The sequence below is a fragment of the Acetobacter sp. KSO5 genome, assembly GCF_044094635.1.
GTDB lineage: Bacteria > Pseudomonadota > Alphaproteobacteria > Acetobacterales > Acetobacteraceae > Acetobacter > Acetobacter cerevisiae.
Genome location: NZ_CP172014.1, coordinates 721,719 through 747,971, shown reverse-complemented (window position 1 = coordinate 747,971; position 26,253 = coordinate 721,719). Strand labels below are relative to the sequence as shown.

The following is a 26,253-nucleotide window of genomic DNA, read 5'->3' as shown; positions in this document are numbered from 1 at the left end:
GGATTGGCCGTGCATGAGCGCGCACCCGCATGGGGTTTATCCTTCCTTTGATCCGGTCTGGCTGACAGGATAAAATGCCCGCACCAGAGGCTGCATGCTCAGCCCCTGCACAAGAATGGTGAATGTTATTACACTATAACAGACGCACAGGAGCAGGTCATGCTCCGGCCCGGCTGGCAGGCTGAGCACCAGTGCGAGAGAAATGCCGCCGCGCAGGCCACCCCATGTCAGCACGGCCAGCACACCCATTGCTTCCCGCCCCACCAGATAAAGCGGCAGCGTGGCCAGCAGCACGCTTGCCCCACGCACCAGAACGGAAAGCGGAACCGCGACCGCCGCCGCCCACACAAACGGCCAGTGGAAGGACAGCGCCAGCACCTGAAAGCCAATGACCACAAACAGCAGCGCGTTCAGCACTTCATCCACCAGCCCCCAGAAGGCCGGAATCTCGCTGCGGCCCTCGGACGTGAGGGCGGCCTGTGCGGTCGGTGTGCCCATGGCCAGCCCTGCCGTAACGGCAGCAATCGGGCCGGACATGCCAAAGGCTGCGGCCAGACTATAAACACTGGTGGCCAGCGCGAGAGAAATCAGCAATTCCACATGCGGGTCCCGCGCGGCCCGCAGCCCCAGCAGAGACACTCCGCCGCCAACCAGACCCAGCAGCAGCCCTCCGCCCACTTCCCAGCCAAACGGCTCAGCAAGGCCGGCCACATGGACGGAACCGCCCTGTGTTGCAATGCCGAGGGCGACGGTGAAAATCACCACGCCGACGCCATCGTTAAACAGGCTTTCCCCCGCAAACAGGGCCTGAAGCGGGCCGGGCAGCCCCAGCCGCCGCAACATGCCAACAACGGAGACCGGGTCCGTTGGAGCCAGAATAGCGCCCAGCACCATGCACCACGCAAAAGACACCGGCAGGCCCAGCAGGCCAAAAACACCCCACATGGCCCCGGCAAACAGCAGCACCGCCAGCAACGTGCCCAGAATGGCGAGAGCCAGAACGGAAAAGCGCCGCCCCCATAAATCCCGCGTATCCACAGCCTGCGCGCCGGCAAACAGCAGGAACACCAGCAGGCCATCCAGCAGGGTATGGGGCAGGTCAATCTGCGTCAGAACAGCGCGTGCGTGCCCAAGGCCGGAGCCCGGCAGCACGGTGTCCGCCAGCATCAGTCCGCCGGAGGCCAGCAGCGCGAGGATCATAATGCCAATGCTCATCGGCAGGCGGAGCAGTCTGTCATTCAATAAGGCAAAGACAGCAGCCAGCGTCATCACCAGAGCAAACAGGGCCAGTGGCGTCATCAGCCAGCTTCCTTCTTATTGTAAGGCATTATGCTCCGCCGCCGGACGACTTGCCGTTCTGCCCTTCGACATCCACAAACGTCTGGTCGGAAATGGAGACGTTTTCCAGCTCCGGGCGCTGCAGGGCTTCTGACGCACTTTGCGCAAGCCCCGCTGTGCGGTCCTTCAGGTCCGCCAGCTCTTCCCGCACGTCTGAGAGGATTTCCAGAAGAGCCTGATGGTCTTCCGCCGCCCGCTTGTCCGCTCCACGGCTGAGCACCGCATTCCCCACCATCAGGGCCGGTAACGCAACAAGCTGGATACAGTTGCTGATATAGAGCAGCGTATTCTGCCATTGCGGCATCAGCACCGGGATGAGCGAGAACACGAAAAACACGTAAACGCACCAGATACTGCCGAAGAGCATTGTCATCTTGACGGCAATGCTCTCATTGGCCTGATCCAGAACGGCCTTGAAGTTTTTTTCCACTGACATCTCTGCCCCCTGCCCTCGTGTCTCATCCGGCCGGAGTTTCAGGCCGCTCTGCCCGTGCTGGCAGGGGGTGGGGTGTACCACACTGTTTTCCAAAAGTCCGCAGCGGGGTATGCAGGCCACACCGCAGACAGACACAGCAAGGAGCACCCCGATGACAGACCCCCGACTGGGCTGTGGCGCCATGATTATTCAGGACGGCAAACTACTGCTCCTGCGCCGCCTGCGTGCGCCGGAAGCCGGATGCTGGGGCCTGCCGGGCGGCAAGGTGGATGCGTTTGAAACCGTGCCGGCCGCCGTGGCGCGGGAAGTGCTGGAAGAAACCGGGCTGGTGATACACCACCCCACCCTGCTGTGTGTGGTGGACCAGATTGACCGTGCTGCCGACACCCACTGGGTCGCCCCGGTTTATACGGTCTCCGGCTTTACCGGGCAGCCGGTGTTGCAGGAGCCGCACAAACATAGCGGTCTGGACTGGTTCCCGCTGGACGCCCTGCCCGCACCGCTCACCCACGCCACGACGGTGGCGCTGGCGGCGTTACGGGAGAAGACTAGTCGTTGAAGCCTCACCCTGATTAACGGCAAGGTGCAGGCGGAAAAATGCCGTATGCCCCTTACGGGCGGTCGCATGCTGCTGGAAGACCCCCAGCGTATATTTACCGGGAGAAGCGGCCTGCCCGGTCCACCTGTCGGGCTGCGGACTTTCCGCACTATTATAAACAATCCGGCCTTCCGGATCTTTTACAAAAAAATAAATGCCGCTTTTGCGGGAATGACACAGCACATCCAGCTTCTGCCCTTCCTTCAGGCTCACATGGAAGGGCACAATGCTCTCACCCTCCAGTGTGCCAGAAACAACTGTGCTGGAAACATGCGGTGCGAGATGCACGGATCGGGCCAAAGCATTTTGCGCCGGCCCCATGCCGCACAAAAGCAGTGCGCCTGCAATCAGGACAAATTTTGTTTTTTTTGTCATGAATCCTGTTTGCCTCTCATAATCTGCGGAATAATCCACGACCAGATTACAAGAGAGCGATAAGACGGATCAAGCAGAACCAGACACGTCATAAAACCCTCACGGCATCGCGGTCAGCGCCGCCAGTTTCCAGCCTGCGGAGGTGTAAATGGCCGGGGTGTCATCATCCGCATCATAGAGCGTGGTGCCGATCGGCAGGTTGCTCATGCCCTTGATGGCCGCGCGGGAGAAGGTGGGCAGGCGGATGCCGCCAGCGGGGGTCAGCGCGCCACTGAGCGTTTCATTCCCTGCCGTATCCAGCTGGCGCAGGGTGGTGCTGCCATTGGTATCCCGCAGACCAGTGCTGGTGTAGCCCGTGGTGATGACGCCGGTTGGCTCCCACGCCACAGTCTGCCCGCTGCCCAACCGGACCGCCTGCGGCGTCGTCAGGCCGGACAGATTGATGCCGATGCCTGCGGTACCGTTCAGCGTAATGGCACTGGCCGAGCCGTTGTTCATGCTGGTGGTCATGCCGCTGTTCAGGTTGCTGCCGGTGAGCGTTTCATTCCCGCTCTGGTCCAGTGAGCGCAGGGCCGTGCCACCCCATGTGTCCTGCAAGATGCCGCTGGCAAAACGGGTTTGCACGGTGGCCGTCTGTTCCCATGAGACATGCTGCCCCTCCGCCATGCGCAGTGCATCCGGCGCAGTCAGGCCGGTCGTGTCCAGCCCGATAGCGGCGGTGCCCTGCGCGACAAACGCGGCGGCGGTGGGCTGGCTGAGGCTGACCACGGTCTGGCTGTTATGGGCAGCGCCCGGAATGGTCTCATTGCCCTGCGTATCCAGCGTGCGGGCGACACCTGCGGCGACCTGATCAGTCAGTTTGCCGTCCGCAAAACGAGTTTGCACAACAGCCGTTGGCTCCCAGGAGAGCGCCTGCCCTGTGCCAAACCGCATGGCCTCCGGCGCGCTCAGGCTCGTCAGATTCACACCAATCAGCGCCTGTCCGCCCAGTGTCCACGCCATACCGCTGCCGGGATTAGCGATGGCGGTGGTCACATCCCCATTCATCCCCACGGAGAAAAGTGGCGTGGTGTCATACCAGTAGCGCAAGGCATAGGCGGCGGAATCAAACTGAAAATGCGGCTTGTGGTCATCACTAAACGCAAGATTGCGGTTTGCGCCGATATTCAGAACCGGGGCATTATTGACCGGCGTGCTGCGGGAGAGATCAATGCCCGCAGTGTCAAACCGGCCTGCGGCGTCAATCATGATGCCATAGGCGCTGGTGCTGTCATTATTCCCCAGCGCAATGCCCTTACCGACCCGGCCCGGTGTGCCAGCACTATCCGCCCCGGCAATCTGAAGCTGGAGGCCGATACGCCAGTTATTGGGGTCATCCGCATTGGCGTAAACGTCAATTTCCCGCCCCACCAGACTGCCTGCAATATTGGAAGGCTGGCCGGTGTCATCACGGGTTTCATCATATCCGGCCCAGATCTGAGAGCGCGAACCCTTGCCATCTGCCAGCGCATTGGCGGGCCGCTGGGCCAGACTGGCCTGCGCCACGTGCTGGCCGCCGCCAAAGGCCGCGCTGTTCAGCACCGTGGAATGGCACCAGACGTAATCATTCAGCGCAGCCCCAACGGAGGGGATGGTGCAGTTTCCCTTTTCCAGATTCATCACAAATCCCGCCGTGCCGCCAGCATGCGTGACGTCCAGATCCTTGCGGAGCACGGGGGCCATATCCGCTGCTGTCTGGCCACGGGCAAAATATTTGCCGCCTTCCAGCGTGCTTTCCAGCACATCGGTTCCCAGAGTGGTCAGCGGGCCGCCATCAGCCTGCAACGTGCCGTTGGCCTGCCACAGATTGGGCGTGCTGCCGGTGGGCAGGGCCGTTAGCGCCAGCTTGCCAGCCGGGAGCTGAATAACCGCCCCGGAGGCTGCGGCATTTTTGGCAGCCTGAAGGGCAGCGGTGTCATCCGTTTTGCCATCCAGCGCCAGACCGAAATCCTTTGCGTTCAGCTGGTCCGCAAACCGTTCGGCCAGCGGCCTGCCGACCGCGCCACTTGCACCAATTTTTGCCGTGGCGGTGGACAAATCGCCCGAGACAGGAGCGGTCATGGCCCCATTGGCGTCCAGCGCCGCCACACCGTTTGGCGCACCTTTGTCGGACTGCTGCACGCTACCATCCGCCATCGCGCCAATCTGCCCGATGGTGGCGTCCTGCCACAAAGCGGGCACCCCGGTTGCGGCATCCAGCCCGCCCGGTGGCCGCGTGGGGACGTAAGGAGTCAGGCTGCTTGCCAGAGATTTGGCCATAAGCGCACTACGCAGAAGTGTGGGCGTTTGAGCAGATGCCGCCGTGCCGGAACTGGACGCCGTGGCCGGGGTGGCGGTCTCAGCCGCAGCCGCAGTCGCAGACAGTGTGGAAAGCTGACTGGCGGATGCAGACGCGGTGGCCTGCCCAAGCGCCTGATATTGCGGCAGCAGGTGGTTGGGCCGGGCGGACGCCTTAGCCTCTGCTCCACCTAGCAATGCCATGCCGGAACACAGGCTGAGCAGAAAATGGGTTTTGAAAAGAGGGCTCATGAAGATGTGCCTTGAGAGATACAGAGATAACCACCGTTGTTCCACCACACGCCACGCAGGCCGGGGTCTGTGGTGGGGAGGTCCATGGCCATCAGCACATGCCCGTCCTGCACGCCCAGACAGTCCAGCCCGCCCAGCACCAGATTGCCATTGGGCGAGAGGGTGGCGAGACCGTTGGGAATGCCCTTCTGCTCGGACACGATGGTGGCCGCCGCGTCCGAGGCATGGCCGACCGCTGTTTGTGCCTGTGTTGCGGCATCCTGTGCCTGCGTGACGAGCGTGGCGACAGTGCCGCTCACCTGCCCGCTCTGGGCATCGACATAGGCCTTGTTGACCAGATGCGCGGCATCCGTCGGGGCAAGGGCGCAGCTCAGCAAACCTGAGAGCGTATCCCCCGTTTTAGAGACAGCACCGGTCCAGATGGCGGACTGGGGCACAAACTGGCCCTGCCCGTTGAAAATGCCAAAAACAAGATCGGCCGGTGCGGGCTGAGGCTGCACCGGCAACGCCGAAAGCGGCATGCCACTGGGTGTGGATGCCGTGAAACTACTTGACCCGGACATGGGCTCTCCCGTTACGCGATAAGATAAGGGGTTCCGGACGGGCCGGTGAGAATTGCGCCCCCCGGCAGCGCCATGGCGTTAGGTGGAACCGGGGTGCCATCTGCCAGACACGGGGCCGGCTGAGGCGGTGCAGCGGGTGTGTCTGCCAGAATGGCGACGGCCACCGGCTGCACAAGACTGCGCCCCTGCTGTGTGGTGACGGAAACCTGCACCTGCTGCACCGTACCCGGCGGCCCTCCCCCCAGAAAAATACAGGCCATGCCGTGCAAAACGGTCGCCCAGAGAACGGTGAGGTCCGTTGGCGCACCAGTGGCAGTCAGCACACTGGCGGTAACGGACGACAGATAATCCCCTGTTCCGTGCAGCCAGTTTTTAGGATTAAGGGTAAAATCCAGATTATCACCGCTGGCTTTGGGCGCCCATGCGAGACAGACTTCTTCCGCCACCAGCCCGCGCAGGCGCAAACCGGGCGGGATAGTGAGCGGAAGAGTGCGCGCCGGGGCTGGCCGCCAGTTGGGGGATGGCAGAGGGGCCGTCATGCCGGGGCCTCCGGCAGGGTTGTGCTGGTGGTGTCCTGCCCCTCCGCAATGGCGCGCAGGGCTTTGAGGTAGGTCACCCATGCCTCCGGGGTCGGCTCATTTAGCGCGCCATAATTCCCCCACACGGCCTGGCGGGCCACCACAAGGGCATTCTGCGCCTGTGTGGCCAGAGGCACCGGCGGAACAGGGGCGGTATAATCAATGATTTTCCCATTCAGCACCCCGCGCCCGCTGGGCAGGCGGAAGCTGGTGGTGTTGGCCCAGTCTGCTGCACTGACGGGGATCAGACTGGCAGCCGGTGGCACCGCGGCAAGACTGCTCATACTGCCTGTGTCATACCAGCCGGTAACCGGCGTGGGCTGCGGGGCCGTGGTATCATAGGCTGCATAATAACGGTCTGGATAAGCTGTTCTGGCATCTGTCATTATTTCGGCCCTATCACGATGATATTGGCTGGCCCGTTTGTGCTGCGGGGGCGCACATACATGCCGGTGGCGGTTGCGCCGTAACAGAAGTAATCGGTATCCGTGGGGTCAGACTGATTGCCGCAGGAATGGGCACCGCAAAAAACAGGTGTGCCGGAAAAGGCGACGGGGAAAGTAATCCATGACCCTGCGGTGGAGCCGTTCCCGACACTCGCCTGAAAAGCCTGTATGCGGTGGCCATAGGCCAGATTGATCACACGGCTGTCTGATGTTCCGAAATCGCTATTATAAAGATCGGCAGAGACATACGCCCCAAGGTCAGCCGTGTAGGCGACGTCCCCATACTGGCTGTCACTTATGCGTTCGTTCTCGCCCCAGTGGACATAACGCCAGGAGCCATCCCCAAATTGCAGAGACATAAGCGCCCGGAAGGTCGTGCCGACTTGTTCCTGTAAACCGAAAAGCAGCTGACTGCCCCGCCCTTCGGCTTTGGACGTAAAGCAAGGATAGTTGATATACTGGCCATTCTGCGGGTTGGCCGGGGCCGCCTGCGCGGTAATGCCGCCAAACCCCTCCTGCACCACCGGGCCGTTGATGTTCAGCCAGGAAACCGTACCACCTGAGAGCGGCAGATAGCCCGTAAACAGGTTTTGCCATGGGGCACCGTCTGTACCCGGCATGCTGACATTATCATCCGCTGTGGAAACCCAGAACGTGCCGGGTGTTGCGCCGGACACAACAGCGCCTGCCGGGTAGCCGCCAATGGCCTGTGCAAATCCGGCGTCAAACGTGCCCCAGCATCCGGCCTGATAGGCCCGCAGGATTTTGGAAATGAGGTTGAGCAGGCCGTTCATGTCCTGCCCGCGCGGGGGAACCCCGCCAGCGGAGCGGGCAATGAAGGTTTCTGGCGGAAACCCCAGCGCGAGCGAGGCTGTGCCATCCCCCGAGCGGGCCTGCGTTGTGGGAATGGTTGCCACATCACTGGCCGCAGCGTTGTCTGCAATAGGTGTTGCGAGGCGTGTGGGGAAATCAGACTGCTTCATGCATGCCCCCTGATAGCGTAAGAGACGGCCACACCGGCCGGGCGCGGCAGGACGCCGCTGCTTTGAATGATGGAAACCTGAACATCTGTCGGGATAAAATTGAAAACGTAGGTCATGGTCATATCACCATGATCTTCCACCCAGGCATCCCCCTGCCCGGCAAACAGCGCCATGAGAAGGAGGTTCAGACTCAGCACAGATCCATCTGTGATGTTGGCCATAGCCTTGGCGTAAATAAGCTGACGAAAGCCCTCATCCGAGAGGCTGATATTGCTGCTGGTGGCGGTGCCTTTATACCAGGGGGCTGTGTTGAAGCCTTGCTCAGTCAGGTCCGTCGCTTCTGCAAAGCCGAGGAAATTTTCAGAGGAAATGGTGAGGACGCGCTGCACACCCACAATCCGCCCCCACACATCCAGCCCGTAGCCCTGTGCGGTGGCAATGTTCCATATCTGGTCATACCATTTATCAATGAGCGCCGCCGGGTCAAACGCCTGATTCCAGCCATTGATGAGGGCGTTCAGGCTGGGGGCGCAGGCATATTGGGAGAGGACGGTTTTTTGCACATCCTGCATTACACCAGCTCCACACTGATGGTGGAGGCATCCAGTGTCGGGATCTGGTCTGCCTGCATCTGCACGGTAAATCCTGTGGGATTTGCGCTGGTGCCAACAGTAATTTCCGTAATTTGCGCCCATGCGCCAAGGCTCGCCACCGCAGCATAAAACCGGCTGGCATAAAGAGTGCTGCCAATGCGGGCGCGGGTGCCGCCGTCATCCCCCAGAAAGGCGGATTGCACGGCGGTCTGAATGTCTGTGGTGACTGTAGACGGCACGGCGGCAGACGAGGCCAGACGCACCGTGACGTAAACCGGCGTGGGTGTAGGCCTTTGAAAACTGACTGTATAGCTCGGCGGGGTTGCATAGGAACTGGATGGGTCTGCCACGGTGACGGTGGTGTTGCCGTTATAGGCGCAGCCCGGTGGCTTTTTACGTAAAATGGCCAGCGCAATATCCGCATCTGTACCGCCATTGACGCAGACATACAGGCTGTGCGGCGCGAGCGGCACGCCATTGACGGTAATGCTCTCGGCCGTGCTGTTGTCCGTAACATACGCATCTGTCACACCGGAAACGGCCTGCACAGCGGCGGAAATGGCGTCCAGCGGGCCGATGGCGTTGACGGCAACAGACGTTTTGCGTCGGGCCTCAAACGCTGTGCGACTTTCCACCGCACGACCCGTCACCCCGGCGGTGGGGTTGCTAACCGCACTCCACCCCGCGACGGACTGACTGATGGTGACACTCCCTGCCGGACAGACCACTTCCCCTGCGCTGGTGCAGGTAAAGGTGCCCTGCGCGGTGCCGGTGGCGTCTAGGGTGAGAGCGTTATCTGCCGTGTAGCTATTGCCGGACTGATCCTTGATCAGCGCGCCTTGCGGGATGACCGTGCCCGCCGCCCCGATGCAGATACAGGTGACGGTTGTCGGGGAGGCTGGCAGGCGGGACATGAAATAAATGCGCCCGATCGCGTCCTGCATGCGGCCTTCGGCCCGAGCGGGGTCTACGCCATTGGCGAGGGCGAGGAACTGGTCATACGCATCCCCCAGAATGGCGGTGAGGGACATCGCCAGTTGCCCTTGCGGGGTGGAGAGGTCCGTATTGAGCGTATTGCCAAAAGAAGCGTTGATATCGGCAAGAATGCCGGTCAGCATGTCGGCTTCTTCCGGCATGATGAAGCCCGTAGCATCCAGAACCGGGGCCGGGACGGATGTGGTGCCTGTGGCGGTATTAGAGGCTGACAACGGTCTGGCTCCCATCAGTAAGGGTTAACTGGATGATGCCGGACAGACGGCGGGCCGGGCTGAGACCGGTGAGCACGCACACGGCCTGTGCGACCCCTTCCACACTCAGGGCGGTTTGCTCCACATCCGCACGGAACAGGGCTGCGGACTGGGTGCGGCCCAGAATGTTGGTGAGATACGGCAGGCCGAGGGCTGTGTTGTACCAGCACTCCCCCAGAAACACGCGCACCGCACAGGCGACGTTCTGGGCAACGGCGTAAGGCGCGGACGCCTGGGCAATACTACCGCTGGCATCGACCACCAGATCCCAGGTTGATCGGTCGAGAAGCAGGGTTTGCATCTGGAAGCTCTTTTGCATGTTTGGACGTGTGGGGAGGCTCAGTCTGCACGGACGCTAGGAGTGACCACGCGGGGGCGCAATCGGCTCCGCTTCCCACAAAAGTGAATAGGTTTTATCCGCCCGAAGGACGGAGCGGATAAGCAACTTTGCTGTCTATGATGCGTTGTCGTGACAGATACGCGATGGATCGGTTTTAGCGAGGGTCTGAACGGGCCTGAATCCTGCATGTCCGGCAGGGCATGCAGGCAGGATCAGACTGAGGATTTCTCTTAAAACTTTCTTAATCGCGCCATCGTTCTTTATTTCAGCAGACAAAGGCACATCATCATGAGCGCCAAATCAACCCATACAGACCACACCACAGTAAAACTCGGGGACGAAACCGTGCAGCGTGGGGCCGGCGGAGAAACCCACCAGACCGCAGGCGGCGATGTTCCCACGCTGACAACGCAGCAGGGTGTTCCGGTTTCTGATGACCAGAACACGTTGAAGGCAGGTGCGCGCGGCCCGAGCCTGATGGAAGATTTCCATTTTCGTGAAAAGATTTTCCACTTTGACCATGAGCGCATCCCCGAGCGCGTGGTGCATGCCCGTGGCTATGGAGCGCATGGTTTTTTTGAACTGACGCATTCCCTTTCCAACATTACCAGTGCTGATGTGTTGCAGCGTGAAGGCGAGCGGGTTCCGGCGTTTGTGCGGTTCTCTACCGTGGCAGGCAGCAAGGGTTCGACAGACCTTGCGCGTGATGCCCGTGGCTTTGCCGTCAAGCTTTATACCAAGGAAGGCAACTGGGACATTGTGGGTAACAATATCCCCGTGTTCTTCATTCAGGATGCCATCAAGTTTCCGGACATGGTGCATGCGGTAAAGGAAGAACCGGACCGGGCTTTTCCGCAGGCACAGTCCGCGCATGACAACTTCTGGGATTTTATTTCTCTCACCCCGGAAAGCATGAACATGATCATGTGGGTGATGTCCGACCGTGGCATCCCCCGCTCCTTCCGCTTTATGGAAGGGTTTGGTGTGCATACCTTCCGCTTTGTGAATAAAGCGGGCCAGTCCACCTATGCCAAATTCCACTGGAAGCCGAAAATGGGCTTGCAGTCCGTGGTGTGGAACGAGGCGCTGAAAATCAGCGGGGCGGACCCGGATTTTCATCGTCGGGATTTGTGGAATGCCATTCAGGCCGGGGATTTCCCGGAATGGGAACTGGGTGTTCAGCTTTTTGACGATGAATTTGCCGACAAGTTCGACTTTGACATTCTGGACGCCACCAAGCTGATCCCCGAAGAACTGCTGCCGGTGCAGCCGGTGGGCCGTCTGGTGCTGGACCGCATGGTGGACAACTTCTTTGCGGAAACCGAGCAGGTCGCCTTCTGCACCCAGAATGTTGTGCCGGGTGTGGACTTTACCAATGACCCGCTGCTGCAGGGCCGTAACTTCTCCTATCTGGACACGCAGTTGAAACGTCTGGGTGGGCCGAACTTTACGCATATCCCCATCAATGCGCCGAAATGCCCCTTCCATACCCTGCAACAGGATGGCCACATGGCCATGCATAACCCCAAAGGCCGTGCGAATTACGAGCCGAATTCCTGGGGTGGTGAAGCGGGTGGCCCGCGTGAAAACCCGGAGAAGGGATATAAGACGTTCCCCTCTGAAGTCAGCGGCCTGAAGGAACGGGTGCGTTCCGAGAAGTTTGCGGACCATTACAGTCAGGCGCGTCAGTTTTACAAAAGCCAGACTGAAGTCGAGCAGACGCATATCCAGATGGCCATCACCTTTGAGCTCAGCAAGGTGGAAACCCCGGTTATTCGCAGCCGCGTCGTCTCCCACCTGCTGAATATTGATACGGGCCTGGCCAAAGCCGTGGCGAAAGGTCTGGGGCTGGAAAAACTGCCGGAAGCCGCACCGCCTGCACGGGCCGTGGTGGATCTGCCGCCCTCACCCGCTCTGAGCATTCTGAAAAACGGGCCGAAGAGCTTTGCGGGCCGCAAGATTGGCGTGCTGGCGACCAATGGCGCGGATGGTGCGCTGCTGGAAGCCCTGAAGAAAGCGGCCAAGGCAGAAGGCACTGAGGTGGAGATTGTCGCCCCGCAGATTGGCGGGATTACGACCTCTGACGGCAAGCATGTGCCTGCGGCCCAGCGTGTGCCGGGTGGACCGTCCGTGCTGTTTGATGCGGTCATTCTGCTGCCATCTGAAGAGGGTGCGAAGCAGCTTGCGCAGGATTCCGATGCACGGGATTTTGTGACGGATGCCTATGCCCACGCCAAGTTTATTGGCTACGTTCCGGCAGCCCTGCCGCTGCTGAAACGCGCTGGTGTGGTAGATGACGCCGTGGACGATGGCGTGATTGCGCTGAAAGCCGGTAAGGATGCGGAAGGGTTCATCAAAACCTGCCGCGCCCTGCGCTTCTGGCCGCGTGAGGCGTCGGTGCACGCCGTGTGAGCTGACAGGCGATTTGGCAAGATTCTGTTAAGGATCCTGCCAAATACCGCAGTCAGGTTTGCACACTGAGACTACGCATTAAAAACAATGAGAAACGCGACCATGGGTCTCCCTGTGGTCGCGTTTTTTATGTCTGCGTCTGGGAAGTCCCCGAACAGTCCCATGCAGTTACCCCTGCGGAGTGCCCGTGATGCCGGAACCCGGCTGCACGCCGGGGTGGGTGTGCTGGGTCAGGGAGATGCCATTGGCGGTGGCGTCCTGCGAGACGGTGAGGCTGCCGTCTATGGAGACGGGGCCGGTGATGTGCGTGTTCTGGGCTTCGATGCTGACAGTGCCAGACGTTTTCAGTGTAATCCCGTTTTCACTGAACCAGAGATACTCTTGCGGGGTACCGTTGAGGAAGCCGCCGATATAGAGGGCGTCCGCCATGTTCTGCTGCCTGAACGAACCGGGGGCAGCACTGGCGCGGGCGGTTTTGACGTTGAAGATGTCGCGGTCCGCGATAAGGGCGAGGCCGATGTCGCCTTCCATCGGGTCCAGAATAACAGCGCGGCACCCTCCCTGCAGCCGAAAATACGGCACATTATACAACACGCCATGCGGCATGATGCGGCCAGAGGCGTCCTGCTGATGCACCATGGGCTGCACATCTACCGTGCCGACCGGATTCATCCCTGCCCCCGAAACAGCTTTGACCTGCACGGGCACGATGGTCCGGCGGCCTGACAGCAGGCGCGTGATGACGCTGTTCAGAGCATTAAAGTCTGACGCAGCAGCATCAGCCCGGTTGAAAATGGGATAGCCGCTGGCGGGTGCCTGCGGTGCGCTCTGGCTGGCGGTTTGCGCGGCTGTGTTGGACTGGGTCATGCGGTGGGTTCCCGATAGGCCTGCGCCACGATGTCCGTAAACCATGCGCCGTGCGGCGTTTCTGTTTGCAGGGTGTGGCGCACCTGTATGGCGCGCCACAGACCGACCGGCACCGGACCGTTTTGCTGCCCCCACCCCGCAGGCTGGTAGCGACTGTGCAGGGCGATCAGGCTGTTGAAACTGACAAGCGGGTTAAACAGCATCCGCAAAGCCAGTCCACCAGCGGACCATGCGGGGTAGCCGATCAGCCCGGTTTCTGCGGAGAGGGACAGGGCTTGTGTGATGCCGAGGGGCGTCGGCTGTGAGGCGGCAGACGTTGCGGGCCAGACGGAGAGCTGACCGCGCCCCAGACCAGCACACAGAGGCACAGTTTCCAGACACTGGGTAAGTTGCTGGCCGGGGCTGCCGTGGAAATAAGGATCATGCAGCGTGGCGGCCACATCCTGAATGTGCAGGCTCAGGCCGGCCTTGCTGGCAATGGTGGCAAGCACCTGCCCGGCGGAGACAGCACCCCGGTAGCCCGTGGGGGTGGCCGTCATGGCATTCGGCAGAACTGTTGAAAAAGCCTGTGCAACAAAGGCAACATTGGGAGCAGTGGTATAATCCACATAGGCCAGCGTGACACCGCCCTGAAAGATGAGGGTGTTCCCCCCTGCCCCGTCCTGCGTTGTGAGGATAAGCTCACTTGCACTCTGGCGCGTGGGGTCCGGCGCGGCCATGCTGAGGCGGTTCATGACATCCGGGGTCATGCCTTCGATCCGTACCGTTGCACTTTCTGCCGTGGGGAAGCGGGCCTGTGTGACCTCGGCATGCACGCGCAGGCCGGAGAGAGTGACCGTATCTTCCCCATTGGGGCCGAACGCCTGTGAAAGCAGCCGGAATGTGACATCCACGGCGCGGTTTTGAAGCGTTGTTTGCGACATGGTGCGGGAGTTTCCGAAATGCAGGAAGTGGCGGGCGCAGGACTGTGTGGTGGTCGTCGTCAGGACGTCCAGCCGGGACGGTAGAGGAGGAGAAAGCGGGAGCCGAGGGCGGTGCCGTCCGGGTCTTGCTGGCCTTGTGTATCGGCAAACAGGAAGTCCCCAGGCAGGCCGATTGCCGCATCCCGCACCAGCCATGTGCGGTCCTGACACAGCACGCCGGACAGAAACCGCGTGCTGTTGGCATCGAAATCTGCATACAGGCCGGTGCTGCGCTGACGCAGGGTGATCTGGATCAGGGTGCCGGACAGCGCGACCTTTAATGTCTGCGCCGGGACGGCGGTGAGAGGCACCGTGAGCAGAGACAGGCTAGTGTTGTTCGTGCTGCACTGAGAGGTTGCCTGAGGGGTGGTGGATAGAGAAGGTTGCAGTGTGGCTGAGAGCATGGGGAGGCCACTCCGGTTATGCGGGCTTGGAGGGGATATTTATGGATCTGGAAAAACAGCGCAGCTTTTATTGCATGTTGCTGAGGATTGGTAATTTTAGAGGGTGATGTGAGACTATGGCCACGCACGCTGGAGCTGGAGCTGGAGCTGGAGCTGATTTTAGGTGCACATTTTTTCGGATGTTCACTGAAATATTCTGAGAAATAAAGATCTATTCTATTTTTAGTATTGAGATAACAGCCTGTTATCTTTTGGAATATGCTTGCTCTGTTTTGGTGTTTTTCAAACAGCCGTCTAAGGCACTTATGTCTGAAAAGGAACGCGAGGCGGCTGGCAATGAGTGGAAATTTTATGCGTTCCGCAAAAGCGACTGAGGCTCCCTGCCTTGTCAGCAGGAAGCCTCAGGATATCAAAAGACCTTTCGTCCGGATGGGAAGCAATTGGTCTTTTGGAAAAGGCTTTATTTCACCTGCGCTTCGTAACCGAGGAGCTTGGTTTTGAGGTCGGTGGCGAGTTTCACCAGATCCGCATTTGTGGACGTGGCGTTGGTGGCATCAATAAACAGGCTGGTCGATTTTGTGTTGCTTGCCAGATAGCGTGCGTAGCTTCTGTCAAACGCAGCACCGTGCAGACGCTGCATCTGATCAATAATCTTCTGGCTCTGCGCGGAAGGTTTTGCAGCCAGCGTTGCAGTGCCGGTGGTGGCCAGTGCTGTCAGCTTATCATGGTTATCAGTCAGGTCTTTGACGATTGTCGTGCCAAGCAACGCGATATCGCTGCGTGCGGCGTGTGTTTTGGCAAGGTTTGCCAGCGCAATGTGGGTCAGGTCCTCATCATTGAGCCTGGAGGCAAAGCTTGTATCAGCCGCCGTAAAGGGCGTGGCTTTTGCCAGAGCGGGCAGTGGCGGTGCAGGCGGCTGACCTGGGTGCATGCAGGCGCTCAGCGCGAAAAGCGAGACGACAAGAGAAGAGCAGGTAAGCACCTGATGACGGGACGGAAGCAACATGATCAGCAAATTCTCCTTTGACCTCAGGGACCGTTTTGCAGGACTGCGTGAGGTCTCAGACAGTACAATTAAACAACCCCATGATAATAGCGTATGATGGGGAGGAAAAGGCAAGACTAGAAGAGAGCCACTTTCCATTATAATCGAAATGATATAGAACAGACAATGCAATCAGGATATTAAGGCGCTGGAAAGATATTTGTCAGAAAAGAAATATTTTATGCATCGCTCAGCCTCTTGCATTGCAGAGGAAGAACACAGTAGCGTAATAACTTTCTACGTCTTGTTATGAATATTTTGGACACGGTGTGAGGATAGTCGAAAAAATGAAGTGTCGTCTTTTGGGTTTGTTTGCGGTCGCCTCACTCTCTGTCAGTTTAAGCGGTTGCGGGTATTTTGATTCACGCGCTGCTCATAAGGCACAAGTCACAATGATCGGGATGACATCCTACGATCTGCAGGCCTGTGCCGGTCTGCCGGCTTCCACCAAACAGATTAATGATACGACGCAGATCTTCATCTATTCCGGAACGCAGCCGGCCCCGAGCTATGGTGGGTCTACCCTTATTCCGGTTGGTGATATTTCAACGCTCGTCAACGTGCTGGGCGGCGGCGGCGGCACGGGCTGTACGGCTGTAGTCCGTCTGGATAATGACCGTGTTTCTGACGTGCATTATACCGGCAATGATGATGAAATGATTGGCACGGACGGCGTTTGTTCCATTATTACCCGTGGGTGTGCGCGCCAGCCGGAAGGCACGATGCAGCGCTCTGCTGGTGGTATCCTTGGGGTTTCCGCCTTCCATCCGCCGCGGACGCCGCAGCAGTCTACCTCTGCGACCTACTCCAAACAGTCCGGCAATGCTGTGCTGAATACTGAGAAAAATTCCACGGCTCCTGCCATTGTGCCGCGGGCCCAGTAAAACACAGATTTAAAAATTTCTGGCTTCTATGTGGAAAGAGGGAGTGTTGCTCAGGCGGAATTCCCTCTTTTTCTTTATAGGCGTTATCAGTTTCTTTTTGGCTGTGCCGCAACCCATGCCTGTTGCTGGGACGCTTGTGCATAGGCCTTTTCTGTCACCCAGCGCAGGGTCGTCTTGCCTTCTTCCGGTGTTAGAGTGCCGGAATCTACATCCTGCCCGACTTTCAGGGATGCCAGATCGACTTGCAGGCGCAGGCTGTACTGCGCCCCCATGGCCTCCGGTCCATAATGGGCATGGGCCTGATAAATGCAGTTGAACCGCTTGTAGGCTGTCCCTTTTGCAAAGGGGTATTTAAAAAAACACTCTGAAACAGCGGCGTGCATGTCCCCTCTGCCATGATCATCCGCGCACCCTGACACCAGAAGACAGACAGAAGCGGCTGCCAGGCAGTGCATCCAGACAGGCACGAGCCAGCGTTGTGTGTGGGGGATCTCTTTAGAATGAGATGGACGCGCTATTTTTGGAACAGGTTTCATTGGTCTGGATGGTTAAATCAAAAGGGAAATAAGGAGCCTTAAGAGATAAAGAGGATGGCTCCGAAATACCAGAGAGAACCTTAATCCTTTGATGTCACTGCTGGTGCCGGGTGCTGAAGGGGCACTTTCCCTTAAAGCGCGTTGGCCAGCAGGCTGGCGGCGTCGAGTGTGCTGCTCTGACTGGTGCCGAATGCGGCGGCCTGAGAAGAGCCGGATGTTTGCACGGACTGGGCAGAGACCAGACCCGTGCAGACCGTTCTGCTACCCTGCGGGGCCTGTGTCTGGGTGAAGCTCTGCGTGCCCGTCAGCCGCACTTCCTGCAGGGTGATTTCCACCACGGGCATGGTGATGCCGTGGCGGGCGTCTCGCACCCAGCGGTGGCCGGTAATGCTAACATTGCTGTATTTGCGTTCTGGTGTGATGACGGCGTAGAGCGACAGATCCGCTTCCAATGCGGCAAGCGTATTGAAAAAAGTCTTGCGCACATAAAGAGCCTCTATGCCTGCAAGATGCGTGAGGTCCAGACCGGAAAAAGGTGTGGCCTCTGTGGCCGAAAGGCCGGTTTCCGACCCATCACACACCATCAGCACGCGATGCTGCCGAGGTGTCTGCACTTTGCTGTAGGAGAGAAAAGCGCCGTCTTCCAGAGGGGCCGTCGCAATGGGACTGCTGCTTTCTGCCGAAACAGACATCACGCGGGCAGCGGACAGAACACAGGTGCCAGTACTGGTGAAGATACCCCACTGACCTGCGGCCTGACTGATCATCAGATCATCCAGCACCGTGCCGAGGCTGACGGAGGCTGCGGCGCGCACGCCGGTTGAGACAGACTGGCCCAACAGAGCGGGCACGCCTGCCGCAACAGGGATATCCCACACCGAAGGCAGGGTGACGGGCACCATGGGCATGGGAGTGTTCCTTTTAAAACTGTTCTGATGTTAGAAGGCTGTTTTTAGACCGTGCCGATGGTGGCGAGGCTGGTGAGGGTATGACTGTCCTCTCCCCCAAGCCCTTGCAAAGCCTGCGCGATGGCCTGCGGATTTCCAGATGGGACTGTGATGGTAACGGGGCCGATATGGGTCGTTGTTGTGGGGCGCGGTGCGCTTGCAAAGTGCGATGTGGTCTGGGAGCCTGCCGCATGCAGCAAGGGAGATCCGGGCAGATAGGGTTGCACCGCGAGTGCCCTGCCTGCATGGGCGTGCAGCGTGGCAAGAGCACGCGACAGCGTGCGCGTTTGGGCTGTGAGCGCGTCCGTGTGTGGGGAACGGAAAAGGGCCTGCCCAGTGACGGTGTGGTTGGGGGAAAGACTGGATATGGGGTTGGTAAGGCTGTGTGCGGCAGGATATCCGGCAGCAGGTCCGGCCAGGGAGGGTTTGAGGCTGGTGCGGGAGACGCGCCGGTTTGCGGGCGAAGGGAACGCGCGGCTGCCGTCTCGCTGGCCGGACGAATGGGTGACTGGGCTTTGGCCAACGCGGTGGGCTGTCTGGGTGATGAGCCGGGTTAGGGCTGTGGCGAGTGTGTGCTCTGCCTGTGTGCGGGAACTGGAAGAGGAGGTGCCGAGCGGAGATGTGCGGTGTGCTACGGGTGCAAAAAAACCTTGCAGTCTCTTTGTCTTTGCGATGCTCTCCTGTTCTGTAACTGAGCGGTAGAACGGTCGCAAAAGTGGGTTTGCCAGGGTGCGGTGCTGGCGCGTTGGCGCAGGGTGGACTGTTGCGGGCGGCGTGAGTTGAATGGCCGCTGAGGCGCTCAGGCGGGTGCGGTGAGAGACCCTGCCCTGCCCCGTCTGGTTGCGGAATGGAAAATCCGTGTTGGGGAAAGCCCCTGCTGTGCGCGGGATGACGTGGGATGAGCGGGAAGCGGACTGTGTTGCACGATCGCCCGTCGCGGCGCTGTGCCCACCGGCGACGGCGTGAGTGACACCCGGCAGGCGGGATAAAAAGGCGGCGGTCTGCGAGCCTGAGAACGGGGCAGACTGGGTGCCGGGTAACGCGGCCAGACCTGAAAAAAAGTCTGTGCGCGAGGGGCCAAAACGGGAGAGGTGCGACGTGCCGGTCGGTGTACCGGCGCGTGTGCCTGTGGATGTGCTGGTGGGCTTACTGCTGGGTGTTGCGGCGTGACCAGAGCGGAAGCTGTTCGCAGAACTGCCCTGCCTTGAAAACGGAAAACGTGCTCCCTGCGCAGTAAAGTTTCGGTCCGCGCGGAGGACGCGGATTTCTCGCGTGGCGTGGGCAGAGGGCGACGGGATGCCGGTTGAGGCACTGCGGGGGGTGGTTTGGCTGCCGGGGGTGGAGAGATCGGCCAGCAGGCGGTTCAGGCCGCGTCCGCCGCTGAGGACGGCGAGCAGGCTGACGGCCTCGCCGCGCATGCGGGCAAGAGCGGATGTGGCCTGTGTGCTGGCCTGCCGGGTGCTGGCGGCTGTCTGCTCTGCGCTCTGGCGGAGTTTGTCCAGAAGCTGGCTGGTCTGTCTCGCTTCGGTTTGCAGGGAGGTGGTATCCAGCCCCAGCCGGACGACCAGTTCATCAATCAGCATTTCCGACATGCGTGGTGTTCCTCAGCCGCCCGGTGTGGGGAGCATGTGTTCCTGAAAACCCCTGCTGGCGAGGGTGGCATTGCAGTTTCTGACAGACAGGATTTCCAGAAGATCATAAAGATCCTCACTGTCATAAAGCGTTTTTAACTCGTGCAGGGTGGCGAGACCCGCAGTGATGACCGCCGCCAGCGCAGGCGAGACGTTTACGCAGCGGACGGGCTGGGCGTCTCCTGCGCGGCTTCTCCCAGCAAGGCCGCCACCACGGGGAAGAGCTGGTGTGCGGCGGCCAGTAAAAAACCCACATGCAGCCGGAAGGCTTCTGCACGGACAAGGCCCAGGGTATCCGGTTCCTCAAAATCTGTGGCGATGACAGCGCGGGTTGTATCCGGGTGGGCCGGGTCTGGCCGCAGGGCGACGCACTGCATCAGGCGGTCCAGAGCGCGGTCCAGCTCGTTTTCTTCCATGAAGCCGAAGATTTCGATACCGAGACCGGCCAGACCGGCAACACCGGCTTCTGCCAGATCGGCCCCAATCCGCGCCCCGCCACGAATGGCCGCCTGCAGGATGTGGCGCGCCCATTTATCGGCTGAGAAGGCATCCATGCGCGTTAAGACAAACCGTTTGCCGTGATCGGCTCCGGCTTTGCTGTGCGTATAATCGAGTGTTTTCATGAAGGTCTTCCTGAAACGGGCACGGCCTGCGTCTGGTGTGACGGGATGCGACACAGGGCAGCAGGTAGGCGGATGTCTGGCGGGTGCTTTGGCTGGAATTTTAGCCGGGGGTCTGGATTAGAAGCGAGGGGCTAGGCCCCGGCGCTCAGATGGCGGCGGGGAGAACCCGTTCCCACGTGATTTCAAAATGTCGGGCTTCCAGCACACGGCCTGCTGTCGGCACACCGACAATGGAGCGGAGCAGGCCGCGCACCATGGTGTATTTGCGCCCGATGGCGGGGATCTGAATTTCCGCCCCCATGCGATACAGGCCGCGCCGGGCGTCCTGCGCCATGACAATAGCCTCAAAAATCAACGCACTTTCACTACTTGCGGCCAGTGCGATGGTCTGGGTGACGGGGTTGGGAATCCAGCCGGCGTTCAGGTAACCGTCAATGCTCATGGCGGTTTCGGCCAGTTCACGCGCTTCGGTTTCAAACGCGCGGTCGGCGGCGTAATTTTCCAGCGTGATGGGGGCATTATACAGCCCCGGCACGGTGAGGGTGTAGACGGAATTTGCGGCTGTGATGTCATAATCGGACATGGGGTCTGGCCTCCTTGCGGGGTTTTTTACTGGGCTTCGACAGAGGCTAGGGCGATGGACTGTACGGACTGACCGTCCATATAGAAAAACCGTCCCTGCACCGTGCCGCGTGCAGCCCGAACAGCAGCAGACGCGGTGGACGCACCCGGCAGCAGATACCAGCCACGGGTGGAGAGGACGGTATCAATACTGCGCCCGGCATCCGCATTGACGGCCTGCTTCTGTGCGTCGGACAGGGTGACGTTGGGCTGGATTGCGCCGAAGGACAGAGCGGTATCAATCGTGCCCTGCACGGATGTGGCGATCAGGGAATCTCCCACCGCGTTATAGGGAATTTGCCCGGCGTTGGAGAACAGGGTGATGAGGTCAGTCTGGAAGCTGGCGTTCATCCAGATCTGGTTGATGTAGCTATCCGCCCAGGCGAAGGGGCCGGAGACGGCACCGTTATTCAGAAAACTGAATGTAGAGTCAGTACTTTTGTAAGACCCGTAAAAGCTGTAGCCGTTCCCCAGCAGGGCCTGTGCCTGTGAGGCCGTGAGGCTGTTGAGGGGCAGAACCGCCGCATTATTGCGGAACATCAGCGTTGTGCGGCCACTCGCCCGGTTGGGGTTGAGGCTGGCCGCCCAGCCAAGGCAGAGGGCACCGGCCAGAGTGCCGCTATTATTCTCCACATTACACAGGCAGGTCAGGCCCGGTGTGCTCGCGGCCTTGACCGTGGCCCCGAAGCTGGCCGCTGCGTTGGCGGTCAGGATAGTGGTGTCACTATCCTGCACCACGCCCCAGTAGCGGTTAGGATGGGCGGCGAGCCATGTGGCGATCTGGGTCTTGGCAGCGGGTTCCGGTTCTGACGCAAACAGGAAGGGCGCCCAGTCTGTTGCCTGATCGGCTGCGGTGGAAAGATAGGTGCCGTAATCTGCCGCAGTGGGGGTGGCGGGGAGCTGGAAAATATAGAGCTTTTCCGGCGTGTCCTGCGCGTTGGTGTAGGCCGAGAAATAGATGCTGGCGATGCTGGCTTCCACGGATGATGCACCACAGGTGGTGGCGACATCCTCCGCCGAGGTGAATGTGGAAACACCCGATGCAAGCGACGTATTTGCGGAAAAAACCATGCCGTTCAGCAGGCTGACCGTGCCACCCGGAGAGAGAACGCCCGGTGTGACGGTAACGAGGGAACTGATAGGGAGCGTCATGCGGAAGGGGAACCCTGTGGGCTGGTGACATCTGCCAGAGCAAGCCGGGCGGCAGAGGCCATTGGTTGCGGGAGTGAAAGGGCGAAGCTGGCCTGAAGATGCAGGTCGATCTGCCAGTACTCTTCATATTGCCGCTCACCGTTGATGAAGGGGATCTGGCGGGCTGGCCCGGCGTAGAGGGGGGCGATGCGGGGCGGCGGTGTGGAGAGTGGGGGTGGAAATGTGCCGGAAGGTGCATCGGAAGCGGCGTCTGATGCTGTTTCGGGTGAGGTATTTTCGTGAAAAGTCTTGAAAAATTCTGCGGCCCATCCGTTTTGGAACAGGGTGCTGATGCGTTGGGCGTTATCTGCCGCACCTTCTCCAAACAGGCTGACCTGCACCGTGATATCCTGCTGTTGCAGAATGATGCGGGCGTTGGCGGTGTAGCGGGTGGCGCTGGTGGCAATTTGCTGGTGCATGAGCAGCGCCATGAGGGTAAAGGGGCCGTTGGGCGCGGCCATGCGGTTTTGTCTGGCCAGCAGAACCGGGAGGTCTGGCGGCAGGATGGTTTGTAAAAAAGCCCGTAGCGCCGTGGTGGTTGCCGCCGTTACGGGGGGCAGGCTGACGGACGCTGTCGGGTAACCAGAAGTTTCGACCATTGGCCGCCTCCCCATGTTTCGGGCTGGCCGGTGACCAGCCATTCCGAGCCTTCAAACACCAGAAGGTCACCGCCAAACTGGTGGGCGCGGTCAATACCTTTGAGTTCTGCGGGCAGATAGACCACGCGGGTGTCTGTGCTTTGGTTAAGCCCCGCGACCTGTGTGAGATCCGCGCTGGAGGCGGCCTGCACCATGATGCGCAGCAGGATATCCACATAATGCGGGATGACCGTGCCATCGGGCTGTGTGGTCGTGCCCTCCTGCGCACGCAGGGTGGCGAGGATGGGCGGTGCGAGGCTGCTGATCTGTGCGGCGGCGATGCGGAACAGGCTGTTCATGCCTCCACCTGAAAGGTGACACTGTTTTGCAGAGTTCCTGTTTCCACCAGCGTCTTATCAAACCCCTTATGCCGGATAGTGGCAGGGGCGTTGGGCGGCGTGTGGGTCTGCTGGATGGTTTGCGTGATGTCGGTTTGCATGGCTTTCCCGACCGTGGTGAGCGCCTGTGTGGGCGTGCTGAGGCGCTGGACGAGTGTTTGCAGAGCGTGCCGGGTGCCCCCTGCCCTGCCGGGTGTGCGCAGGCTGATTTTGAGCGCTTGCGCCAGCAGGCGCACCCATGCGGTGCGGCGGGTGGCGACAGTCTGGCGCAGGAACGGTCGGGGTGGGATGACGATGCTGTGCCCCTCCCTGCCCCGCACCACCGCGCCAAACTCCTGCACGGCGGCTATGGCGGCGACGGGGGTGCCGTCTGCTTCCGTCGCGGTTTTGAAAAATCCGGCTTTGACGTTGGGGTTTCCGAAGGATGGTGCGGACGAAAGGCTGGTGGTCGTGCTGAGTGGTGCGGAAGGAAGAGGCATGAAGGGAATGCCTTATTCTGGTGCGGGAGAATGCCGACACGAGAGGGGCCGGTGGAGAGGAGCGTGCGCTGCGGATTTAGGCGTGCGCTCAGGGCCATGTGAGCGGGGTTTGCGGGTGGCCGGGCACGTAGCGGGCGGTGCGCAGGAAGGCGGTGGCCGCCCAGTAGGCCGCGCCGTAGGGGGTTTGCGCCCACCATGCCTGTGCGGCGGTGACTGGCCCCATATCGGCCTCGACCGCGACGCTGCCCATACGGGCTGATGTGATGCGGCCTACCAGTGCGGGTTGCTCCGGGCTGGTGGTTTGTGTCGGCGCGCAGGTGGATGCTGTGGTATCCCCTGCCCCGCCCGCGCAGACGCTGGAACTGGAGCCCGAGCCGCTGCCGAAGCCCAGTTGCGCCAGATGCGCGGCGATCAGCCCCAGCAGGGCGGCGCGGCGTGTGGGGTTTTTGACGGGCGAGGTGTCATCATTCGCGAGGAACAGGCTCGCCTGATCGAAACAGGCCTGCGCGCCCTCTGCCCCGAGTGTGGCGAACAGCGCAGGGTAGCGGGTTTGCCAGGCCTGGGCATCAAACAGCACGGGGGGCATGCAGAACTCCTTGAGGAACAGGCGGGCAAACCGCGTTGGTGTGTGAGGGGCAGAAATGCCGGTGGCGTATCAGACCGGGGTGATGCCGGGGGCTGGGGTGGCCGGGTTCAGGGGTTCTACGCCGGTGCGCAGGGCGGCCTGTTCCCGCGCCTGTCCGGTGGCTTTATCCAGCGTACTCTGTGCGAAAATCAGGCCGCTTTTGAGCAGCGGGAACTCCGCATATTTGCGGGACCATGCGGCCCAGAAGTCTGCGGGGATGGGGGTGAGACCATAACCGCCGATAACAGCCGAGGCGCGGGTGCCGGCCAGCTCATGCCGGGTTTCCCCCAGCGAGAGCACGAGGCCGTTGGGCAGTTTGCAACCAATGGTAACGGTGGAGGGTGTGGCCATGCCGGGGGGTGATCCTTTGAAACAGGCTGGTGGAGGAAGGAGAAAACTGCACTGGGCGGGAAATCCCCGCCGGGCGTGGCGGGGAGGAGGCGGTTACAGGCCCGTCATGGTGGCGATACCTGCGGGGACGTAGATGATGGCGCCCCATGTGCCCTGAGAGAGTTTCTGCTTCCATGCGGAGGCATCCGTCACCACGGCGTGGGTGCGGAGTTTTTCCGTAAAGGCTGTTTCCGCCGTTTTCTGTGCGCCGACATGCTCGGCCATGATCTGCATGGTCTGGCTGGCGCTGCCTGCGGCGTCCCCATACTCCACGGCCTGCACAAAGCGCAGGTTGGGGTATGTGTCTTTCAGAAGGGATGCTGCAGAGAGGCCGAAGCTGTTGCGGCGGGTGAGCAGGCCCATGCGCGTGGGGGACAGGCCGAGAACCATCGGCGTTTCCGTATCCACCAGCCCGGCCGTCTGGCTGCGCAGCTGGTTGATGAGGGCAATGACGTCGTCCTGCCGTTCTTCCGGCGTGGCGGCGGTCCAGCTGGTGCCGCCTGCGGCCTTGACGGCGGGCGTGATGGCGGCTGGCAGGCGCGGGTCATTCAGGTAGCCATACAGACGCAGGCCGTTGATGCCGAAAAAGTAGGACTGGTTCTGGAACTTGTTCAGCTTGAGCGCAGCGGCTTCCCGCAGGCTGGCGGCCCACTGGAGGCGGGCCTGACCGGCGAGAGCCAGCTCCATTTCCCCCCACGAGACGAACACCTGATAGTGGTAGGACTGGCGGTCCGGGTAGGTGGGGTTCAGGCTGACCTGGCCGTTGCTGTTCCAGTCGCCATAGCTGGAAACTTCGCCTGTGGTCTCGACCATCGGGAAGATGGCGGTGCGGGTCACCCAGTCGCCCTTGCGGACTTCGCCCAGCAGTTCGGCGGCACGCATGGGGGCGAAGGCGACTTTGATGAGGGCCGGGTCCACCCATGCGCTCATGAAGGCCGGGATGCCGCCGCTGGCGGTGGTGGAGAGCGTGGGCTGGGCGTCCTGCGCCAGAGCATCTGACGCTAGCAGGCTGTTGGCGATCATGCCGCGGGCTTCCGGCATGATGAAGCCGAGGCGGTTCAGTTCAGCCAGTTGTGTTGTGAAATCGCTCATACGGCGTGGCTCCAGCTTGAGATTTTGACAAGTTCACCCGCAGCGCAGGCTGAGGCGGCGTAAAAGCGGGTCTGCACGGCACCGGCCACGGTGGCCCCGGCTGCTGCGGTGGCGATGCTGCCGTTTGTGGTGGACGCAAACACGGCCTGACCGGGGGTTGCGGCGGTGGTGCTGGTGGCCCAGAAATCCCCTGCCGTGAACAGGTTGACCGGGAAACCCTGTGGGATTGTCAGGCTGCTTTCATCAAACAGGCTGGCAATCTGGCCGGTGAGATCCCGATGCACAAAGCCGTCCGGGGCGGTGGTGGTGCCACTGGCGGGGGCGTTGGCGACGCTGCGGCCATCTGTCTGCACCCAGCCGAAAGCGCCGATGGTGCACCCTCCGGCTGCGGCGACCAGTGCGCCCTCTCCTGCCGGAAAGGTGGCCGTGGGATTGAGGGAGGCGAAATCACCCGGCAGGCCGGGAGCGGGCTGGGTGTTAACCTGAGTCTGAAATGCCATGGA

At 60.7% G+C, this 26,253-nt stretch carries 31 protein-coding genes; 3 read left to right on the top strand and 28 right to left on the bottom strand.

Annotated features, from left to right (window positions below; all coding sequences use genetic code 11):
• Positions 1 to 36: 36 nt before the first annotated feature.
• Positions 37 to 1,299 (bottom strand): cation:proton antiporter, encoded by a 1,263-nt coding sequence (locus tag ACHQGU_RS03520; protein ID WP_395495899.1) that lies wholly within the window; start codon positions 1,297 to 1,299, stop codon positions 37 to 39.
• 28 nt (positions 1,300 to 1,327) lie between these two features.
• Complete coding sequence (locus ACHQGU_RS03515) at positions 1,328 to 1,774, bottom strand: hypothetical protein (RefSeq protein ID WP_062142860.1); 447 nt, start codon at positions 1,772 to 1,774, stop codon at positions 1,328 to 1,330.
• Between the two features lie 151 nt (positions 1,775 to 1,925).
• Here ACHQGU_RS03515 and ACHQGU_RS03510 point away from each other — a divergent pair, with 151 nt between their 5' ends.
• Positions 1,926 to 2,333, top strand: coding sequence for an NUDIX domain-containing protein (locus ACHQGU_RS03510; protein WP_395495898.1), 408 nt, complete (start codon positions 1,926 to 1,928; stop codon positions 2,331 to 2,333).
• Here the strand turns inward: ACHQGU_RS03510 and ACHQGU_RS03505 are convergent.
• The 9 genes from ACHQGU_RS03505 to ACHQGU_RS03465 form a co-directional block, all read right to left on the bottom strand.
• Positions 2,310 to 2,747 (bottom strand): hypothetical protein, encoded by a 438-nt coding sequence (locus ACHQGU_RS03505; RefSeq protein WP_395495897.1) that lies wholly within the window; start codon positions 2,745 to 2,747, stop codon positions 2,310 to 2,312. The genes ACHQGU_RS03510 and ACHQGU_RS03505 overlap by 24 nt on opposite strands.
• 99 nt (positions 2,748 to 2,846) lie before the next feature.
• The gene (locus ACHQGU_RS03500; RefSeq protein ID WP_395495896.1) at positions 2,847 to 5,315 is read right to left on the bottom strand and encodes a hypothetical protein; all 2,469 of its coding nucleotides are present in this window, start codon (positions 5,313 to 5,315) and stop codon (positions 2,847 to 2,849) included.
• Complete coding sequence (locus ACHQGU_RS03495; protein ID WP_395495895.1) at positions 5,312 to 5,878, bottom strand: hypothetical protein; 567 nt, start codon at positions 5,876 to 5,878, stop codon at positions 5,312 to 5,314. The genes ACHQGU_RS03500 and ACHQGU_RS03495 overlap by 4 nt, the downstream gene beginning before the upstream one ends.
• Positions 5,879 to 5,889: 11 nt before the next feature.
• The gene (locus ACHQGU_RS03490) at positions 5,890 to 6,417 is read right to left on the bottom strand and encodes a hypothetical protein (RefSeq protein WP_395495894.1); all 528 of its coding nucleotides are present in this window, start codon (positions 6,415 to 6,417) and stop codon (positions 5,890 to 5,892) included.
• Positions 6,414 to 6,842 (bottom strand): hypothetical protein, encoded by a 429-nt coding sequence (locus ACHQGU_RS03485; protein WP_395495893.1) that lies wholly within the window; start codon positions 6,840 to 6,842, stop codon positions 6,414 to 6,416. The genes ACHQGU_RS03490 and ACHQGU_RS03485 overlap by 4 nt, the downstream gene beginning before the upstream one ends.
• The gene (locus ACHQGU_RS03480; RefSeq protein WP_395495892.1) at positions 6,842 to 7,885 is read right to left on the bottom strand and encodes a phage tail protein; all 1,044 of its coding nucleotides are present in this window, start codon (positions 7,883 to 7,885) and stop codon (positions 6,842 to 6,844) included. The genes ACHQGU_RS03485 and ACHQGU_RS03480 overlap by 1 nt, the downstream gene beginning before the upstream one ends.
• Positions 7,882 to 8,457 carry a DUF2612 domain-containing protein gene (locus ACHQGU_RS03475; protein ID WP_062142877.1) on the bottom strand — a complete coding sequence of 192 codons (576 nt, stop codon included), beginning with the start codon at positions 8,455 to 8,457 and terminating at the stop codon, positions 7,882 to 7,884. The genes ACHQGU_RS03480 and ACHQGU_RS03475 overlap by 4 nt, the downstream gene beginning before the upstream one ends.
• A complete protein-coding gene (locus ACHQGU_RS03470) occupies positions 8,457 to 9,701 on the bottom strand; it encodes a baseplate J/gp47 family protein (protein WP_395495891.1) in 1,245 nt (414 codons plus the stop codon). The genes ACHQGU_RS03475 and ACHQGU_RS03470 overlap by 1 nt, the downstream gene beginning before the upstream one ends.
• Positions 9,673 to 10,026 (bottom strand): hypothetical protein, encoded by a 354-nt coding sequence (locus ACHQGU_RS03465; RefSeq protein WP_395495890.1) that lies wholly within the window; start codon positions 10,024 to 10,026, stop codon positions 9,673 to 9,675. Before ACHQGU_RS03465 ends, ACHQGU_RS03470 begins: the two co-directional genes overlap by 29 nt.
• Positions 10,027 to 10,353: 327 nt before the next feature.
• Here ACHQGU_RS03465 and ACHQGU_RS03460 point away from each other — a divergent pair, with 327 nt between their 5' ends.
• Entirely contained in the window at positions 10,354 to 12,477 is a 2,124-nt protein-coding gene (locus ACHQGU_RS03460) for a catalase (protein ID WP_395495889.1), read from the top strand.
• A 168-nt stretch (positions 12,478 to 12,645) separates the two neighbouring features.
• Here the strand turns inward: ACHQGU_RS03460 and ACHQGU_RS03455 are convergent, their stop codons facing one another.
• From ACHQGU_RS03455 to ACHQGU_RS03440, 4 genes are all read right to left on the bottom strand, one after another.
• The gene (locus ACHQGU_RS03455) at positions 12,646 to 13,344 is read right to left on the bottom strand and encodes a baseplate assembly protein (protein WP_395495888.1); all 699 of its coding nucleotides are present in this window, start codon (positions 13,342 to 13,344) and stop codon (positions 12,646 to 12,648) included.
• The gene (locus tag ACHQGU_RS03450; protein WP_395495887.1) at positions 13,341 to 14,267 is read right to left on the bottom strand and encodes a baseplate hub protein; all 927 of its coding nucleotides are present in this window, start codon (positions 14,265 to 14,267) and stop codon (positions 13,341 to 13,343) included. Before ACHQGU_RS03450 ends, ACHQGU_RS03455 begins: the two co-directional genes overlap by 4 nt.
• 59 nt (positions 14,268 to 14,326) lie before the next feature.
• Positions 14,327 to 14,710: a hypothetical protein gene (locus tag ACHQGU_RS03445; protein WP_395495886.1), complete on the bottom strand. Its 384-nt coding sequence runs from the start codon at positions 14,708 to 14,710 to the stop codon at positions 14,327 to 14,329.
• A 460-nt stretch (positions 14,711 to 15,170) separates the two neighbouring features.
• Positions 15,171 to 15,716 (bottom strand): DUF4142 domain-containing protein, encoded by a 546-nt coding sequence (locus ACHQGU_RS03440; protein ID WP_062271825.1) that lies wholly within the window; start codon positions 15,714 to 15,716, stop codon positions 15,171 to 15,173.
• Between the two features lie 431 nt (positions 15,717 to 16,147).
• Here ACHQGU_RS03440 and ACHQGU_RS03435 point away from each other — a divergent pair, with 431 nt between their 5' ends.
• Positions 16,148 to 16,639, top strand: a complete 492-nt coding sequence (locus ACHQGU_RS03435; protein ID WP_062144584.1) for a hypothetical protein — start codon at positions 16,148 to 16,150, stop codon at positions 16,637 to 16,639.
• Between the two features lie 86 nt (positions 16,640 to 16,725).
• Here the strand turns inward: ACHQGU_RS03435 and ACHQGU_RS03430 are convergent, their stop codons facing one another.
• The 13 genes from ACHQGU_RS03430 to ACHQGU_RS03370 all read right to left on the bottom strand — a co-directional run bounded on the left by ACHQGU_RS03430 (position 16,726) and on the right by ACHQGU_RS03370 (position 26,250).
• Entirely contained in the window at positions 16,726 to 16,911 is a 186-nt protein-coding gene (locus ACHQGU_RS03430; protein ID WP_395495885.1) for a hypothetical protein, read from the bottom strand.
• Between the two features lie 395 nt (positions 16,912 to 17,306).
• On the bottom strand, positions 17,307 to 18,083 hold the full coding sequence (locus ACHQGU_RS03425; protein WP_395495884.1) for a phage baseplate protein: 777 nt from the start codon (positions 18,081 to 18,083) through the stop codon (positions 17,307 to 17,309).
• Between the two features lie 44 nt (positions 18,084 to 18,127).
• Positions 18,128 to 19,714 (bottom strand): hypothetical protein, encoded by a 1,587-nt coding sequence (locus ACHQGU_RS03420; protein WP_395495883.1) that lies wholly within the window; start codon positions 19,712 to 19,714, stop codon positions 18,128 to 18,130.
• Between the two features lie 194 nt (positions 19,715 to 19,908).
• A complete protein-coding gene (locus ACHQGU_RS03415; protein ID WP_395495882.1) occupies positions 19,909 to 20,376 on the bottom strand; it encodes a hypothetical protein in 468 nt (155 codons plus the stop codon).
• A 145-nt stretch (positions 20,377 to 20,521) separates the two neighbouring features.
• Positions 20,522 to 20,959: a phage tail fiber protein gene (locus ACHQGU_RS03410; protein ID WP_062144596.1), complete on the bottom strand. Its 438-nt coding sequence runs from the start codon at positions 20,957 to 20,959 to the stop codon at positions 20,522 to 20,524.
• A gap of 26 nt (positions 20,960 to 20,985) precedes the next feature.
• A complete protein-coding gene (locus ACHQGU_RS03405; RefSeq protein WP_062271817.1) occupies positions 20,986 to 22,149 on the bottom strand; it encodes a DUF3383 family protein in 1,164 nt (387 codons plus the stop codon).
• Complete coding sequence (locus tag ACHQGU_RS03400; RefSeq protein WP_395495881.1) at positions 22,146 to 22,787, bottom strand: LIC_12616 family protein; 642 nt, start codon at positions 22,785 to 22,787, stop codon at positions 22,146 to 22,148. The genes ACHQGU_RS03405 and ACHQGU_RS03400 overlap by 4 nt, the downstream gene beginning before the upstream one ends.
• Complete coding sequence (locus ACHQGU_RS03395) at positions 22,736 to 23,125, bottom strand: hypothetical protein (RefSeq protein ID WP_061506711.1); 390 nt, start codon at positions 23,123 to 23,125, stop codon at positions 22,736 to 22,738. Before ACHQGU_RS03395 ends, ACHQGU_RS03400 begins: the two co-directional genes overlap by 52 nt.
• Positions 23,122 to 23,643, bottom strand: coding sequence for a hypothetical protein (locus ACHQGU_RS03390; protein WP_395495880.1), 522 nt, complete (start codon positions 23,641 to 23,643; stop codon positions 23,122 to 23,124). The genes ACHQGU_RS03395 and ACHQGU_RS03390 overlap by 4 nt, the downstream gene beginning before the upstream one ends.
• Positions 23,644 to 23,731: 88 nt before the next feature.
• Entirely contained in the window at positions 23,732 to 24,229 is a 498-nt protein-coding gene (locus tag ACHQGU_RS03385; RefSeq protein WP_395495879.1) for a DUF4054 domain-containing protein, read from the bottom strand.
• Positions 24,230 to 24,298: 69 nt separating this feature from the next.
• Positions 24,299 to 24,619 (bottom strand): hypothetical protein, encoded by a 321-nt coding sequence (locus tag ACHQGU_RS03380; protein ID WP_395495878.1) that lies wholly within the window; start codon positions 24,617 to 24,619, stop codon positions 24,299 to 24,301.
• A 93-nt stretch (positions 24,620 to 24,712) separates the two neighbouring features.
• Positions 24,713 to 25,750 (bottom strand): major capsid family protein, encoded by a 1,038-nt coding sequence (locus ACHQGU_RS03375; protein WP_395495877.1) that lies wholly within the window; start codon positions 25,748 to 25,750, stop codon positions 24,713 to 24,715.
• Positions 25,747 to 26,250 (bottom strand): hypothetical protein, encoded by a 504-nt coding sequence (locus ACHQGU_RS03370; RefSeq protein ID WP_061506706.1) that lies wholly within the window; start codon positions 26,248 to 26,250, stop codon positions 25,747 to 25,749. Before ACHQGU_RS03370 ends, ACHQGU_RS03375 begins: the two co-directional genes overlap by 4 nt.
• Between the last annotated feature and the right edge of the window lie 3 nt (positions 26,251 to 26,253).